This window comes from Bradyrhizobium genomosp. I (2014) (genome assembly GCF_000261685.1).
GTDB lineage: Bacteria > Pseudomonadota > Alphaproteobacteria > Rhizobiales > Xanthobacteraceae > Bradyrhizobium.
The window spans coordinates 1-13,674 of sequence record NZ_AJQE01000029.1; the positions used below are offsets into that span (position 1 = coordinate 1).

17 protein-coding genes are annotated in these 13,674 nt (G+C 63.3%); 7 read left to right on the plus strand and 10 right to left on the minus strand.

All coding sequences use genetic code 11. The annotated features are described in order from the left end of the window. The coding region (locus tag IC50_RS02830) for a hypothetical protein (RefSeq protein ID WP_035700133.1) at positions 1–941 on the plus strand (941 nt) is incomplete at its 5' end. A 13-nt stretch (positions 942–954) separates the two neighbouring features. On the opposite strand, the gene IC50_RS02835 is transcribed toward IC50_RS02830, so the two are convergent. Further along, on the minus strand, positions 955–1,581 hold the full coding sequence (locus IC50_RS02835; protein ID WP_035700134.1) for a transglutaminase-like cysteine peptidase: 627 nt from the start codon (positions 1,579–1,581) through the stop codon (positions 955–957). A 193-nt stretch (positions 1,582–1,774) separates the two neighbouring features. On the opposite strand from IC50_RS02835, the gene IC50_RS02840 reads away from it, so the two are divergent. Further along, positions 1,775–2,512, plus strand: coding sequence for a metallophosphoesterase family protein (locus tag IC50_RS02840; protein ID WP_035700136.1), 738 nt, complete (start codon positions 1,775–1,777; stop codon positions 2,510–2,512). A gap of 112 nt (positions 2,513–2,624) precedes the next feature. Then, the gene (locus IC50_RS02845) at positions 2,625–3,239 is read left to right on the plus strand and encodes a hypothetical protein (protein ID WP_244429510.1); all 615 of its coding nucleotides are present in this window, start codon (positions 2,625–2,627) and stop codon (positions 3,237–3,239) included. A 175-nt stretch (positions 3,240–3,414) separates the two neighbouring features. Here IC50_RS02845 and IC50_RS02850 read toward each other — a convergent pair whose 3' ends face one another. Continuing rightward, on the minus strand, positions 3,415–3,864 hold the full coding sequence (locus IC50_RS02850) for a hypothetical protein (protein WP_244429511.1): 450 nt from the start codon (positions 3,862–3,864) through the stop codon (positions 3,415–3,417). A 335-nt stretch (positions 3,865–4,199) separates the two neighbouring features. Here IC50_RS02850 and IC50_RS02855 point away from each other — a divergent pair, with 335 nt between their 5' ends. Both IC50_RS02855 and IC50_RS42885 read left to right on the plus strand, forming a co-directional pair. Continuing rightward, a complete protein-coding gene (locus IC50_RS02855) occupies positions 4,200–4,577 on the plus strand; it encodes an Ig-like domain-containing protein (protein WP_035700139.1) in 378 nt (125 codons plus the stop codon). Positions 4,578–6,134: 1,557 nt separating this feature from the next. Then, complete coding sequence (locus IC50_RS42885) at positions 6,135–6,665, plus strand: hypothetical protein (protein ID WP_244429512.1); 531 nt, start codon at positions 6,135–6,137, stop codon at positions 6,663–6,665. Positions 6,666–6,804: 139 nt separating this feature from the next. On the opposite strand, the gene IC50_RS02870 is transcribed toward IC50_RS42885, so the two are convergent. From IC50_RS02870 to IC50_RS02880, 3 genes are all read right to left on the minus strand, one after another. Continuing rightward, entirely contained in the window at positions 6,805–7,038 is a 234-nt protein-coding gene (locus tag IC50_RS02870) for a hypothetical protein (RefSeq protein WP_244429513.1), read from the minus strand. Positions 7,039–7,398: 360 nt separating this feature from the next. Further along, positions 7,399–7,815, minus strand: coding sequence for a hypothetical protein (locus tag IC50_RS02875; RefSeq protein WP_035700144.1), 417 nt, complete (start codon positions 7,813–7,815; stop codon positions 7,399–7,401). Between the two features lie 41 nt (positions 7,816–7,856). Further along, positions 7,857–8,147 (minus strand): hypothetical protein, encoded by a 291-nt coding sequence (locus tag IC50_RS02880; RefSeq protein ID WP_035700146.1) that lies wholly within the window; start codon positions 8,145–8,147, stop codon positions 7,857–7,859. Positions 8,148–8,681: 534 nt separating this feature from the next. Between IC50_RS02880 and IC50_RS42330 the strand changes: the two genes are divergently transcribed. Together IC50_RS42330 and IC50_RS02885 are read left to right on the plus strand one after the other, a co-directional pair. Beyond that, positions 8,682–8,855 carry a hypothetical protein gene (locus IC50_RS42330; RefSeq protein WP_193374081.1) on the plus strand — a complete coding sequence of 58 codons (174 nt, stop codon included), beginning with the start codon at positions 8,682–8,684 and terminating at the stop codon, positions 8,853–8,855. A 174-nt stretch (positions 8,856–9,029) separates the two neighbouring features. Next, complete coding sequence (locus tag IC50_RS02885; protein WP_035700148.1) at positions 9,030–9,395, plus strand: VanZ family protein; 366 nt, start codon at positions 9,030–9,032, stop codon at positions 9,393–9,395. On the opposite strand, the gene IC50_RS43985 is transcribed toward IC50_RS02885, so the two are convergent. From IC50_RS43985 to IC50_RS02905, 5 genes are all read right to left on the minus strand, one after another. Continuing rightward, positions 9,392–9,604, minus strand: a complete 213-nt coding sequence (locus IC50_RS43985) for a CHRD domain-containing protein (RefSeq protein ID WP_157460807.1) — start codon at positions 9,602–9,604, stop codon at positions 9,392–9,394. The genes IC50_RS02885 and IC50_RS43985 overlap by 4 nt on opposite strands. A gap of 64 nt (positions 9,605–9,668) precedes the next feature. Continuing rightward, entirely contained in the window at positions 9,669–9,953 is a 285-nt protein-coding gene (locus IC50_RS02890; protein WP_035700150.1) for a hypothetical protein, read from the minus strand. A gap of 278 nt (positions 9,954–10,231) precedes the next feature. After that, positions 10,232–10,693, minus strand: a complete 462-nt coding sequence (locus tag IC50_RS02895) for a hypothetical protein (protein WP_035700200.1) — start codon at positions 10,691–10,693, stop codon at positions 10,232–10,234. A 149-nt stretch (positions 10,694–10,842) separates the two neighbouring features. Continuing rightward, positions 10,843–12,570, minus strand: a complete 1,728-nt coding sequence (locus IC50_RS02900; RefSeq protein WP_035700155.1) for a hypothetical protein — start codon at positions 12,568–12,570, stop codon at positions 10,843–10,845. 5 nt (positions 12,571–12,575) lie between these two features. Next, positions 12,576–13,667, minus strand: coding sequence for a protein-glutamate methylesterase/protein-glutamine glutaminase (locus IC50_RS02905; protein WP_035700158.1), 1,092 nt, complete (start codon positions 13,665–13,667; stop codon positions 12,576–12,578). Between the last annotated feature and the right edge of the window lie 7 nt (positions 13,668–13,674).

Below are 13,674 nucleotides of genomic sequence, written 5' to 3' on the forward strand. Positions count from 1 at the left end.
TGAACGCGCTGCTGCTGGCGCTTGCGGCGATCTCGTTGCTTGGCGTCACCGTCCTGGTGGTGCGCAACCGCAGCCGCGCCCAGCTGATCCTCTTTGTGCTGAGCGGAGTAACCGCGGTCTCAGCGTTGATCCTGGGCTTGCATCGGCTGTTGCCGGCGCTTGCTGCAGACGGGCCCCATGACCTCACGACGACCTTGGCCGGCTTCGGCCTCATGCTCAATCTGGCGGTCATGCAGCTCGCCGCTGAACGTGCCGAAACGCATCACTCGGTGCTTCGATCGGTCGCGATCGGCCTTTGCGGCCTGGTCGGAGCTTTGGTCAGCGCCGCCGCGATCTCTGGGTTTTCCGGAACGAACAGCGCGATCGCAGCGGCTTTTGGCGTTGTGCTGATGCTGCTGATCCTCGTCATCCGCAGACTGGACCTGTCACCATTGGCCGCGAGCGCATTGTCGGTGGCAGCCCTGATCGGCGCGGCGATCGTCCTGACTTTCCTCTTCGAGAAGAGCTCCGGACCGATCCTGATGCGGCTCGCCCCGGAGATGGGAGCCGAGACCAAGGCCGCCCTCGAGCACATGTTGGCCGACACACGCTGGTTCGGCGCTGGTGCCGGGACCTTTGCCACGGTGGGCAGGATCTATCTGAGCGACGCCGGAGCTGTCTTGACCGCGCCCTCGGCGGCCATGGCCGTCTTTGCGGGGATGGGATGGATTGGCCTGGCGGCCATGATAGCGGCGAGCCTGACCGCTTTGGCCCGCCTGTTCTTCGGCGCCCTGCAGCGCGGGCGCGACTCGTTCTTTCCCGCGGCGGCCGCGGCCTGTGTTCTGTTTGCTCTCGTCCAGAGCTTCGCAGGCGCAGGATTGCTGCGCCCGGCAGCATTCCTGTGCCTTTCGGTGATCGTGGGGCTGGGGCTGTCGCAGAGCGTCAGCCAGTCCTCACGATGAAGCCCGGCCTGTCTCAGACGGCGCGATCGCCGAGTGCGGCCCAGTAGTTCGGGTTCTTGGGCGATTGGATGCGGACCCAGCGATAGGATTTCTTCGACCAGGGCATGATGTGGCCGGAGAGATTGTCCAGCACGAGATCGCCTGAGAAGGTCCGGACCACGACCACGAGATGATGCTCGCCCCAGGTGGTCACGACCTCGCTCAGCAGTACAGAGCGCGCCGAAAAACCCCTGGCGATCAATTCGTGGCGTTTTGTCACGGCGTAGTCGTTGCAGTCGCCGCTCGCCGGATGCAGCAGCCATTTCTCGCCGCGCAGTCCTTCCAGATTGGCCTCGGGACGGATGGCGGCATTGACCTGCCGGTTGACCTCTTGCATCTGGGCCAGCCGCTGGGGTGTGAGCTTCAAGCGACCGCCCCTGAACACGATCTGCTGTGGCCGCGGCTTGCACTCGTCCTTGTACTTCAGGCAAAACAGCGTGAACGCCATCGGCGCCAGCGTCGGCTGGTCGAACTTGATGTACTGGATGGCACCGCGCAGCCCCAAGGGCGCGCCGACAAAGGCGGCTTCCGCGCTCTGCTGCGCCCCGACAGCAACAACAACAGCGGCCACGGCCGCCAGAAACTTCACAACTTTGCGCATGTCGCGCTCCCCGTTCTTGTTGGGGAGACGCTACGCGAGAGATCTTGAAATACGGCTCAAAGGCCGCGCGATCCTTTAATCAAAATGCGGGCCAATCGGTCGCAAACAATTAAGAATACCGATGTGTGACATGTTCTGCTAAGAGCGGTCACGACGTTCCGCTCGTGACGCTGGATGCGATTCGACCGACCCGATGGGCCTCTCCTCACGCTTTCGAAAGAAGATCAAGCCTCGGCTCCCCGACGGCGTTCGCGTCTATGCGATCGGCGACGTGCACGGCCGCGCCGATTTGCTTCAATCGCTGTTAACCGTCATCGACGCCGACCTTGCCCGCTCGGCCCCCGAACGCGCAATTCAGGTCTTTCTCGGAGACTATGTCGACCGCGGCCCGGACTCGCGCGCCGTCCTTGATCTCTTGATCGAACGCTCGAAATCGCACGAGACGGTTTGTCTGAAGGGCAACCACGAGGTCTTCCTGCTCGAGGTCCTCAAGGACCCCGCCCGCCTGCAGGAGTGGCGCCACTATGGCGGCCTCCTGACGCTGGTCTCCTACGGCATCACCCCGACCATGAATCCGTCCGCGGAGCAGCAGGTCGAACTGATCGCGGGATTGAAACGCGCGCTGCCGCCCGAGCACCTCGCTTTCCTGCAGCAATTGCCCTCGTCCTTCACCTGCGGCGACTTCTTCTTCGTCCATGCCGGCGTCAAGCCGGGCATCGCGCTCGATCGCCAAAAGGATGAGGATCTGCTCTGGATCCGCGAGGAATTCCTGGCCTCCGAGGAGCGCTTCGGCAAGTATGTCGTGCACGGCCACACGCCGGTCAGCGCGCCCGATATCCGCCCGAACCGCATCAACATCGACACCGGTGCCTACGCGACCGGAAACTTGACGCTGCTGACGATCCAGGGCGATAGTCTGCTGGCAATCTAAAGGGTTCTGGCTGGACCTCGGTCCCGCCGTCGGGCCCGCCCGCACAAGCCTCGCCAATTCCTCCATGAACCGCATGATCCTGCTTCGCGTCGTCGGCATCTGCATCGCAATCGTGCTGGCGCTTTACGCCGGCATGGCGTTCTACGGCGATCTGATACGGCCGAACTTTCGCGCCGGCGATTTGTTCTCGGGCGAGGTTCCGCCCGAGAAGGCGAAGCTTGCAGCCGCCGCTCGTTTGGCCGCGTTTTCATGGGATGGCGACCTGCTCGCGAACTACGCGGCAGCGATGGCCGCTGACGTTATTCAACGTCCGTCGACCGAGGCGGGCGGCAGGGCCAGCGAAAACAAGGCAGCCCAGGCCGCTGTCCTGGCTGCCTTGAAAGTCTCACCGATCCGGCCCGCATTGTGGCTCGCGCTCGGCACGCTACGGGTCCAATCCGGCGAGATTGTCACGCCGGCGGTGAAGATGTCCTACTTGACCGGGGCGGTGCCGATCGACGTTGCCTTCTCTCGCGTCCGGACCGTGACGTCGAGCGCGGCGGCGACCGATGAAGAGGTCAAGCTCCTGGCGCAATCCGACATCCGGTCGGCGCTGGCCAGCCGCTCGCGTTACGAGCCGCTGCTGATCGCGGCCTACGTGCAGGCAACTCCGCAAGGCAAGTCACTGCTGCTCGAAACCACGAAAGTGACCGATCCCAAATTCAACGAGATCTTGCAGCGGTACTGAGCCCGCTCCAGCCTTGTTGCTACCGCTTCGGAGGCTGCAGCGAATTCGTTAAAGCGCGATGCGATTAGGAGAATCGTCATCGCGCTTCAGGTTGTTGTTTAACCATGATCTCCGCGCAAACGCGTTCCGCGTTTGTCGCGAGGGAAAACCGCTGCGCACTTTTCCGGATCATGCTTTAGCGCACGGATTTCGGATTGACGGGCACAAAGTCCTGATCGCGGCGCGGTTGGTCGGATCGGCCCTGGTAGACGAACATGCCCCTCTTGGTCGCGACGATGTCGCCTCGCTGCAGGCTTTCATCGTTGAGCAGGCGTTCGGTCGCGACAAGGTCCGGGTCCTCCGGAATCGGCTTGTAGAGCTCCGGATGCTCCCGCCGCTCGCGCGAGACCTCCCTGGCACGTCGCCGTGCGTCCTCGATGCGTTGCCGCCATTCGTCGCGCGATACTTCCGGCTCGCTTGGTGGCAGATAGTCGTTGAGAGACGGCTCCGGCTCGGCCTGAGCAAGGCATGAGAGCGGACAGGCAACATAGAGGGCCAATCCGACAGCGGCGCCCGCGGTCGCCCTGAGCGGCGCGCGCCCCAGGATCCAGCGATCCGATACGGAATTGCGGCGAGTGGATCGCACTCCGATGACTCCAACGTGGGCCCGACAGCAGCCAGAGGCCGCAGCAACTTCAGCTTATGCGGTGGCCAATTGCAACAATTGTCAGAGCCCATAAAAATCGAAAAACAACCCCATGCACAGTAGCCGGCACCAGTCGAATCAATGGGTTACGCCTTTTCCGAAGCTAAATTGACTCGTCGGGCAAAACAGGGGCAAGATGGCATGATCCGGAGAGAGCCCGACCGGACAATCGATGTACCTGATATTCGGATGTGATCGGCCTAGGGGCAGCTTTGTTCTAAGACCTCGTTATGTCACGCTGCCAAATTCGGCGTCCGCTCGTGGAGTTGCCGCGAATGCGCGCAAGACCGGTATTGCTGTTGGTTGTTGCCGTGGCGGCTTCCGCCATGTGTGGCCTCGTGGCTCACGCGAGCCCCGTCTGCATCAAGGAGCGAACGCCGTTTGCCTTTTCGGAGGATACGGTGAGATGGACGATGTCGATCGCGCCTGGGGCGGACTGCATCCAGGGGCTGCGCTGGTCGTACATGCAAATCTTCAACGTATCCGTCGTGAGCGGACCATCACGCGGACAATTGACCGTAGTCGGGTCCGGCTTCCGCTATTCGGCAGGAAACGAAACGCATGGCAGCGACAAGTTCACGCTGCTGATCTCGGGCAAGAACGTCCATCATCTCGGGACATCGACCCTCGAGGTTGAAGTCAACCCGCAATAGCCTGTCGCACGACGCGACCGAAGAGTGGTCGGCGCGACTAGACTAGCGTGGCTCAAAGCGAGCCGCAGTCGCGCATCGCGCCTTCGGCGTGTTCGATTCACTCAGCTAGGCGGATGCTCTAACGACGGCTTGATCCGCTGCCTCGGGTTCTGTTCCCGTGATAGGGTCGGGCGTATCCGCCCCTCGTCACGGGGGGCTCTATTCGACTCGGAATATTTGGTGTCGCCGTGGAGGGCGATGGCTGCGACGGATTGACGATGATCACGTTGCGATTGGGCGTCGAGGGATCATTGACGCCCTGGGCCCAGGCGCCGGTTGGCGCGACAAATGCCAGTATGATCAAGACCAATCGTTTCATGCGACATCTCCCGAGCAAGAACGTCAGGGAGGCGAACACCGTTCCTTCACGGCCGCTTCACGGTTACTTGCACCCTTACCGAGGCACGGCAATCAGCTTGCCATCCCTCCAGACGCCTTGGGCTGCCCTTCCGGCAGGCAGGCTCCCCGTCACATTCCGGACAGCAGTTGGCCGCGACGCAGCCTGGGTGGTCTGCGTCTTTTTCGCAGGTGTCGTCACAATGCTGGAACTGGTGGTGTTGGGCTGATCCTTGACCCCTTGCGCAGAAGCAGACTGAACCAGGAAGCCCAAAAGCATGATTGCTGTCAAAATGACGCGCATCGTCAAACACCGGAAAGAGGAGCTGGGCGAAATGTCACAGGTTTCTGTCCAAAAGCAAGCTCTTCGAGACGATCACACAGGACCTTTGCAACCTTTGCAGATTGGATCCAACAGAGCATCCACCGCGGCCGGGGGAACTCCGGGGTGAAAAAGCCTAGCGAAACAGCAGTATCCGGGCTAGTTGATCGACCTTGATGACCGAGCCCGGCGACACTGCAGCCAACGCCTCGAAGGCGCAAGAGATCAAGGCCGGACTTGTCCGCCTGCTGTCAGGACGGATCCGCGAAATCTCCGACGATCCCCGACAGATGCGGGATGTCATGTACGAGTTGGCCCGCATCAGGCTCCTGGAACAATTCACCCACGCCAACGCGCGCGAGGCGCACGAGCTCCAGCAAGTTCTCGAACACGCCATTCGGGAGGTCGAGCGCTCCTTTGAGCGAAGCGAGACGTCCTCACGGGCTAAGGCTGCCGCGGCCTTCGCGGCGAATTCCCCGCCAGTCAACGTCCCTGTTCCCCCGCCGATTCCAACGCCGGCTGCCTCGGCTTCACCAGCTGCCCCGAAGGCGGCGGAGCCGTCGCGCCGTTCTGTCGCACCGTCAGGATCGTTCGACCAACCCAAACGGAGCGGCGCCTTCAATTCTCTCTTTCGACTGACCGCGATCCTCCTGCTCATCGCGGCCGCTGGCGCCGCGGTTGTGTTTTGGCCACGGCTGAGGCCACAACTGGCCGCATTGCCGCAGATGGCGCTTCCGTCCGAGCGCGCACTGAAAGGCCCGGAACCTCAACCGACTGCTGTGTCGAATCCCCCGCTGGCCAAGACCGTGGAACGGACGCCGGATAGCCCAAGGGAGCCGGCGCAAGCTGCACAACCCGCGATGCCTCTGCCGACAACGTTCGGCGTCTACGCGTTGAGCGAGGGCCAGCTCCACGAACTCAAGCCGGTGCCGGGCAAGATTCCGGACCGGCGCGTTGCGATCTCGGCAGCCATCAACACGCCGAGCGTGACCACATTGACGGACGGCGACGTCAAATTCATCGTGTTCAGGCCCGACGGAGGTGTCGATGCAAGCGGGACCGAAGTTCGGGTGGTCGCGAAAGTCTCCCGGGCGATGGGCGTCGATGCCACCGGGAAAGCCGCCATGGTCAGCGCCGGCGATTCCTGGGTCATCCGCAGCATGTCCTACCCCTACAAGGTAGGTCCGGTCGACGACCAGCCGAGAATGCTTTTGCTGCAGCCGGAGCAAGACGGCTTTACGCTCGCTCCCGGCCGCTACGTCGTCGTGGTCAAGGGCATGGGCTACGACTTCACGGTGGCCGGAACGATCACCGATCCCAATCAATGCGTCGAACGCATCGATGCGACCAACGGGGCGTTCTACTCGCCCTGTCCTCCGCCCCGACGCTAAAGCGCGATGCGATCAGGATGAATCGTCATCGCGCTTCAGGTTGTTGTTTGAGCATGATCTCCGCGCAAACGCGTTCCGCGTTTGTCGCGAGGGAAAACCGCTGCGCACTCTTCCGGATCATGCCTTAGCCGCAGCGCCCCTATTTTGCCGGCTTGTTGTCCTTCGGCGCGTCCGCCGGCACGTCGTCGACCTTGCCGTTGTTGGCGATGCATTTCTGGAGGTATTCGCGGCGATCCTTGGCCGTTCCCTTGGCGCTCCCCGCCGCGGGGTTGCCGATTTGTCTGGGCGGAAAGGCCTTGGCCAGCGCCGCATCGCATGCGCGCGCCACTTCGGCGGTGATGGCCGAAGCCGTCGCCGGCGCGGCCAGCGTCAAAACACCTGCCAATCCAACCAACGTCCGCAGATTTTTGGCCGGCACCTCTTCTCTCCTTCAAATCCGTGAATGCTTGTCGGAACCATATCAAAAAGGATCGAAGCGCCAAACGGCAAAGCGGTGCCGAATCGTCTCGCGGTCGCGCCTCCGTGCCGCTGGGCCATCGCATATGACTCTCGGCGGCGGCCCGAGCGCTCGCCTCGTCCTTCGAGACGGCGCTTACGCACCTCCTCAGCATGAGGTAGCCGGGTTCAGTGCCCGTCGAGACTGCTGCCGCGCACTCCGTCCTCATCCCGAGGAGCCCGCCCAAAGCGGGCCTCTCGAACGATGGCCGCAGAGCGCGCAGCAAGATCCCCGATACTAGCTGTTGAGTTGCGGCGACTTGAAATCCGGGAAACGCGTGAGCATCGCGGTCTTGACGAACTTCAAGTGGGCAATGGTGCTTGCCAATTCCTTGAGCCGTCGCTGGCCGTTCGAGATGTCCGCCGCAAAGAGATCCTGATGATAATTGTCGAGCGGCTCCCGCTCGAGATATTCATCGGTGCCGTTTCCGAAGGTGACGGAGGCACGCGCGAGGGCATCATCAACACGGCGGTTGAGCCCGGCCTGCTCCCTCTCCGCCTCCTGCAATGCTGTTTCGATCGCGGCCAGGACGGCACCGATCCGCGCGCGGTCGGTCTGCGCATCACGCTCGACGGAGCGGGCTTTGAAACCTTTGTCCTCGCGGCGGGAGCCGAGAAGATTGTGTGCGCGCGCTCTCAGGAACAGCTGAAACATTTGGGCCATCCCACATTCGAGATTTAGGCGGCTACCATCGGTCAGGCATAGTTAACAAAGCCTGAATCCCGGGGGCGCCCTGCCTGGCTTTGTGCGATCCACGCCTGCCGAGTTCCTTCGTGCCTGGAATAGAGCTCGCGCCAGCGGATTTCGTCCGCCGGGACGGCTCCTTCGCGGACGCATATCTCGGATACGAATTGCACCGTCTCGTTCAGTGCAAGATCCAGCGCTTCGAGCTCCGCCGTCTCTTCCAGCGACAGGCCGATCAGGACGCGATGCCCCTGGGCATCGATGAAATACCCGCGAGGTGCGTTGTGTCTCCGTTCAATCATTTGAATGGGCCCCGTTCATGATCCTGGGACCTGGAAGTTCTTTCAGTCGCCGATCAAAGGCGCGAAGGAACGCGATCAGAACGAGGAGGCAAGTGGCGCCGGCAACGCAATCAAATACGCCATCCACGCCCACCTATGCGAGCTGCGAAAGATATCGAGGCGGCTAAACTCAGCCGGCGATGTTAACCCCTGTTCACGTCGGCAAGCAGGCTCAACGAAACGCGCCGTGGCCGGGCAGAGCTGCGATCTGCACGACATGCCTCCGGCACGTGAACGCATCTCGCGGCCACCGCGGACAACGCTGGCTGGCGAAACTCATCCGTGGTTATACGGAGCGTCATGCGCCAACTTCATCCCGGTAAGGTTGAGAGGTTAGCTTAATCCGCGTTGTTTGTTGCGAATTCTCGCGCTTTGCTTATCCATCTCTCGCACCGGGCTTCCCCAAGGTCCGGCCCCACCCAAGCAAAGCCGTCGAGCGATCATGGGTCCGCTTGGCGGCTTTGTCGTTGTGTCGACGAGAGGATCATTTCGGTTATGGCGCGCAGGCCCTGGTCGTTCAAGGAAGATCGTCGGCTCATGGAGCTGGCCAAGTCTTCAGCCTCGCTGGAACAAGCGGCAAAAATTCTCGGGCGCTCGCCTGATGCGATCAGGCGCATGGCGTTGCGGCTGGGTCTCTCGTTGAAGTCGAAGGCGGCCAAGAAGACCTGACTGCGGAAACGCGGTAGTGACGGGAAGAGATCTGCTTCCCCTGCAGGGTGCTGAGCCGCCCGAGTATCACCCTGAAGACAGGCTTGTGCCAGCAGGCCATTGAAGGCGGCCAGAGCCTTTAACGATGTTCTCCGCTTTCGAGCCAGACGCGCGACCAGTGTTGTATGTTGGCGCATGCGCAGGAACCACCTCATTGCAGCCGCGAGCATCTGTCTTGCGCTGATCGCCTATGCCACGCTGGCGAGGCTGGCGGGAAGACCCGCGCTCATGGGGCATCACGAGGCCTATTGGGTCGTCGTGATCGAGCGCTTCAGCGCTTATGGGCTGCTAGGCTTCCTTCTTTCGTTCCTGCTGCCTGGACGGCTCGGTTTGGCTTGCTCTCTCGTGATAGCGGTCGCTCTCGGGCTGGAGCTCATGCAAGCGTTCATACCGGACCGGGATCCGGGCTTCCTCGACGTGTTGCAGAAGGCGGCGGGAGGCACGGTAGGCGTCATGCTCGCCCAGATGATCCTGGCGTTCCTGCCCAGACCACCTTCCTAGAGCGGTCTCTGCTTAGTCATCCGACCGCGCAACTCGCCGCCCGGATTCGCGGCCGCATGGATGTTCGGTGCCATTTTCGGGCCAGCGGATCTGCCGCCTGCGCGTCGGTGAGCGCAGCACTGCGTTGATCGGGCTTTGCGCATGTCGAATGGCAGGACGATGCCAGCATTCCTGCCGGCCTCGCCGGGGCTGTGGATATGCGCCCCCACTATGGGACAACGGTCGCGGGACTTGGCCTTGGCAAACGGTCATGCGCCGGAACGCGCAGCGGGCTCAAGCCACCCCACGCCTGTTGTGGAGCCCGGAAGGAGCCGGGAGTTCGGCCATCTGCCGGTGGGTATCGCGCAGCGCTTCAATGGCGCAATCGAGATCGAAATCCGCCTCACGAACGGATGCGAGGAATTTGACCGTCAGTGCCAGATCGAGTTTAACGCGCGTCGCCCCGTCGCGACTCCTGCGACGATCGAGCGACGAATGAATGGCGCGATCCCGGGCCTCCATTGCGCCGCAGCCGCAAAGCGCGCCGAGTTCGTCGTATGTCATCCAGATTTGAGGCATGTTCTTCCACCATGCTTGATCGGCCGCAAACTAGCTCTCGCTTCTAAAGGCGGAGTTGATGCAGCGCGACCGCGACCTGAATTCGAGACAACGATGTCAATGCAATACCAATCATGGCGCCAAAGCCTGATCCGGACACGCACGCAGCGGTTTTCCCTCGCGACAAACGCGGAACGCGTCTGCGCGGAGATCATGCTCAAGCAATAACCTGAAGCGCGATGACCATTCGTCCTGATCGCATCGCGCCTGGGGCGCGAGCGCGGGTGGAGCCGCGCGGATTATTGTCGATTTGGCTTCTGCCTGGGCGAGCCCGCCTTGAACGGAGGCCGCGGGCGGGAACGGCCGTCGAGCCCCTTGGGCAGCTTGTCGGCGTTGAGCTTCACGACCGCGCTCCGGTCGTCGGCAGCCGGCGCGACTTCCTGGCTGTAGATCAGCGTCGCCTCGAACCTCACGTCAGGCGCTTCCCGGGCCGTTCCCGAGCAGGTCGCCATCGCACCGCTATATACGCCGGAGAGCTCGACCTCGACTTCGTCGAGCCCGAACACGGTCGGCGGGCCGTCGGCATGTCGCCGTGTCGTGAGGACGGCCGTGAAACGCTGGTCGTCGTCGAACCGATAGGAGCCCCCATAGGTGAAGAAGCTGTCGCTGCCCGAGATCCGACCCTGGGCCAGATGCACGATACCGGTGCCTTGCGCTTGCGCGGTTCTGAACCACACCGCGTATTTTCCCTCTTTCAGCATGGAGACATCCGTCGTCAATTCCATGCGTATTTGCAACGAACCGTGGGGCGCAACAATGACCGTCGCGGCGAGCATTCCGCCACGGTTAACGTCTTGCAAAGTCAATTCGTCAAATTTCTGCCGGCGCAGGACGCGACGCCGGCACAACTTCAGAACAATTCTATGCCGTCGTCCGCAGCCACGACTGCCTCGACCCGGCGCGTGGCGGCGACCGACGCCAGCCCGAGCGTCTGCAGGAATTCCCGATGGACGTCCCGCTCACGCTCCATCGTGTAACGCGCAAACAGCTGGTCGAGCATCGCTTCGTCCTGCGCTTGCGGCCGCGGCTTCTGCGTCCCCGCGCTCGCGGTCTCGAGCCGCGCCGCGACCACGGGCAATGCCGCGGAGCCATCGCCGAGCGTGGTCATCAGGCCCTGCGCTGAATTCATCAACCGCTCGAATTCCGCGCCTTCATCGACGAGCCTGCTCATCAGCTTGCCGAGCCGTTCATTGCCGGTCGCGACCTCGCGCAGCGCCTGGAGAATCTGCGGTTCGAGCTTGGCGAGCTGCGTGGGATCGCCCTGCACGCGGAGCTCCTTCAGTTCCCCGGCCGACCGCTCGATGCCGTCGAGCACCGGCCTCAAACGCCCCGCCCCCACCGAGACCTGGTCGGCGGTCGCCTTGAGCTCGTTGGCGATGACGACGAAAGCGCTGCCGCGGCTGCCGAGATGGCTCGCCTTGAGACCGGCATTCATCTCGATCAGCGTGATGTCGATGGTCGCCTCGGCCAGCCCGGCAATCGCCTGACGAAACTTCGTCAGCGTATCCTCGACGATCGCAAGCGCCTCGTCGACCGAGCGGCCCGCACCCTCGCAGGTGGCGATCAGGGTCGATGCGTGCGCCAGCGTCTGCTTGATGCGCGTCAGGAACGAGGACGAGCCGCCATCCTCGCCGCCAAACAACGTGCGGCCGTGCCCGACGACGCTGCCCGCATCGTGCAGGATGGCGGTCAGCGCACCAACGATCTGGCCGATGTCGCCGCCGAACTCGCGCTGGGCGTCCCTGAGCTGGGCCGCCTGCAACTGGCAGATCGCACGCGCGCCGTCATCGCTCGCGATCGGCTCGGGAACGAGGCTCGGGGCGGCTCCAGACACAAGGCCGATGCCGTGGGAGACGTGCTCGAGACGCTGACGCGTGCTGTCGCCCGCCTGCAGGGAAACGATCGCGCTGCCGACCGCCTCGGCGATCTTCCTGGTACTGGAACCTGCGCGGTCGGCCAGATGGCTGCTGTTGCGGCGTTGATCATGCAATCCGGAATAGGCGGAGCCGAGTTCGGCGCTCTCCGCCGCCAGTTGATTCCGGTAGCGGCTCTCGAACTCCTTCTGCCGGCCGAATGCGGTGGCGACCGCCTCGGACAGGCGCTGCTGATCCCGCGCGCAGCCCTCGATCGCGCCCTGCACGGCCTTGCCGAGATCATAGGCTTCCTGGGTGAAGGCGAGAAAACCCTCGCGGTCGCCGTCGAGCGAGGCCGCCTCGATCCGCGCACTGCGCGCGATGATGGTGATCATCTGGATGTGCTTGAACAGCGGCTTGAGCAAGGCAGACGCCTCCGCCGTGCTCTTGCCGATCGTCTCGAGCAGGGCGCTTTCGGCCGGCAGCGCCTGCGCCAGGTCGCTGAGCCGCGCGGCGATCTCCTGCAGCGCGGTCGCCGCCCCCTCGATCTCGGCGCCCGAGAGTTCCGAGGAAAGCGTTGCGAGGCCCTGGTTGAGCTCTTTGAAGATGAGATGCCCATGTCCGAGCTCGTGCCCGACGCGCGCGAACACGTCCTCGATACGCGAGGAGACGTCCTCGATCGCGGCGATCGCCTCGGTAAGCGTGTCGGCAGGAATGACGGACATTGCGCTCAACCTGCTACCGCGACGTGCCCGGCCTGATACCACAGCATGATCTCGCGCGGGATCTGGTGCAGCGATACGACCTTCTCGACGCCGCCATGGGCGACGGCCTCCTTGGGCATGCCGAACACCACGCAGCTCTCTTCATCCTGAGCCCGCGTCGAGGCGCCGAGCTTGCGCATCTCCAGCATTCCGCGCGCGCCGTCATCGCCCATGCCGGTCATGATCACGCCGAGCGCGTTGGCGCCGGCATGCTGGGCAGCCGAGCGGAACAACACATCGACGGACGGACGATGCCGGGACACCGGCGGCCCATCCTTGATCGCGATCTGGTAGCGCAGACCGATGCGCTGGAGCAGCATGTGCCGGGCGCCGGGCGCGATATAGGCGCAGCCCGGCAGCACCGGCTCACCGTCCTCGGCCTCCTTGACCCTGATCTGGCAGACGCCGTCGAGACGCCTGGCAAAGGCTTCGGTAAAGCCCGCCGGCATGTGCTGGACGATGAGAAGTGGAGGACAGTGCGGTGGCAGCACCTCGAGGACGTCATTGAGCGCCTCGGTGCCGCCCGTCGAGGCGCCGATGCACACGATGCGTTCCGTGGTCGGCCGGACCTTGCCCTGCACCGGCGGCGGGATGATGGCATCGGCGGTCAGCTTCTTCTCGATCGCGCGACGCTCCGCACGCGGGCGCACCCGGGCACGGGCGGCCGACTTCACGGCCTCACGCAGCCGCGTGGAGCATTCGAGCAGCGCCTGCCGCGTGTCGATCTTCGGCTTCGGCACGATGTCGACTGCGCCGGCCTCGAACGCCTCGAACATCACGTTCGAGCCCTCCTCGGTCAGCGAGGAGCAGATGATCACCGGTATCGGACGCTGCGCCATGATCTTGCGCAGGAAGGTCATGCCGTCCATGCGCGGCATTTCGAGGTCGAGGATGATGACGTCAGGCAGCTCCTTCTCGAGCCGCCTGGCCGCCACGAACGGATCGGACGCGGTCGCCATCACCTCGATCTCCGGATCTTCACTCAGGATCGTCAGCAGGATTTGGCGCACCGACGCCGAATCGTCCACGATCAGCACGCGAACTTTCTCCCTCGGCATTCTGGTT

Coding starts and splice junctions, on each gene's coding strand:
- IC50_RS02835 (WP_035700134.1), bottom strand. CDS start 1,581: ATGCGCAAAGTTGTGAAGTTTCTGGCGGCCGTGGCCGCTGTTGTTGTT.
- IC50_RS02840 (WP_035700136.1), top strand. CDS start 1,775: ATGGGCCTCTCCTCACGCTTTCGAAAGAAGATCAAGCCTCGGCTCCCC.
- IC50_RS02855 (WP_035700139.1), top strand. CDS start 4,200: ATGCGCGCAAGACCGGTATTGCTGTTGGTTGTTGCCGTGGCGGCTTCC.
- IC50_RS42885 (WP_244429512.1), top strand. CDS start 6,135: ATGCCTCTGCCGACAACGTTCGGCGTCTACGCGTTGAGCGAGGGCCAG.
- IC50_RS02875 (WP_035700144.1), bottom strand. CDS start 7,815: ATGTTTCAGCTGTTCCTGAGAGCGCGCGCACACAATCTTCTCGGCTCC.
- IC50_RS02880 (WP_035700146.1), bottom strand. CDS start 8,147: ATGATTGAACGGAGACACAACGCACCTCGCGGGTATTTCATCGATGCC.
- IC50_RS42330 (WP_193374081.1), top strand. CDS start 8,682: ATGGCGCGCAGGCCCTGGTCGTTCAAGGAAGATCGTCGGCTCATGGAG.
- IC50_RS02885 (WP_035700148.1), top strand. CDS start 9,030: ATGCGCAGGAACCACCTCATTGCAGCCGCGAGCATCTGTCTTGCGCTG.
- IC50_RS02890 (WP_035700150.1), bottom strand. CDS start 9,953: ATGCCTCAAATCTGGATGACATACGACGAACTCGGCGCGCTTTGCGGC.
- IC50_RS02895 (WP_035700200.1), bottom strand. CDS start 10,693: ATGCTGAAAGAGGGAAAATACGCGGTGTGGTTCAGAACCGCGCAAGCG.
- IC50_RS02900 (WP_035700155.1), bottom strand. CDS start 12,570: ATGTCCGTCATTCCTGCCGACACGCTTACCGAGGCGATCGCCGCGATC.
- IC50_RS02905 (WP_035700158.1), bottom strand. CDS start 13,667: ATGCCGAGGGAGAAAGTTCGCGTGCTGATCGTGGACGATTCGGCGTCG.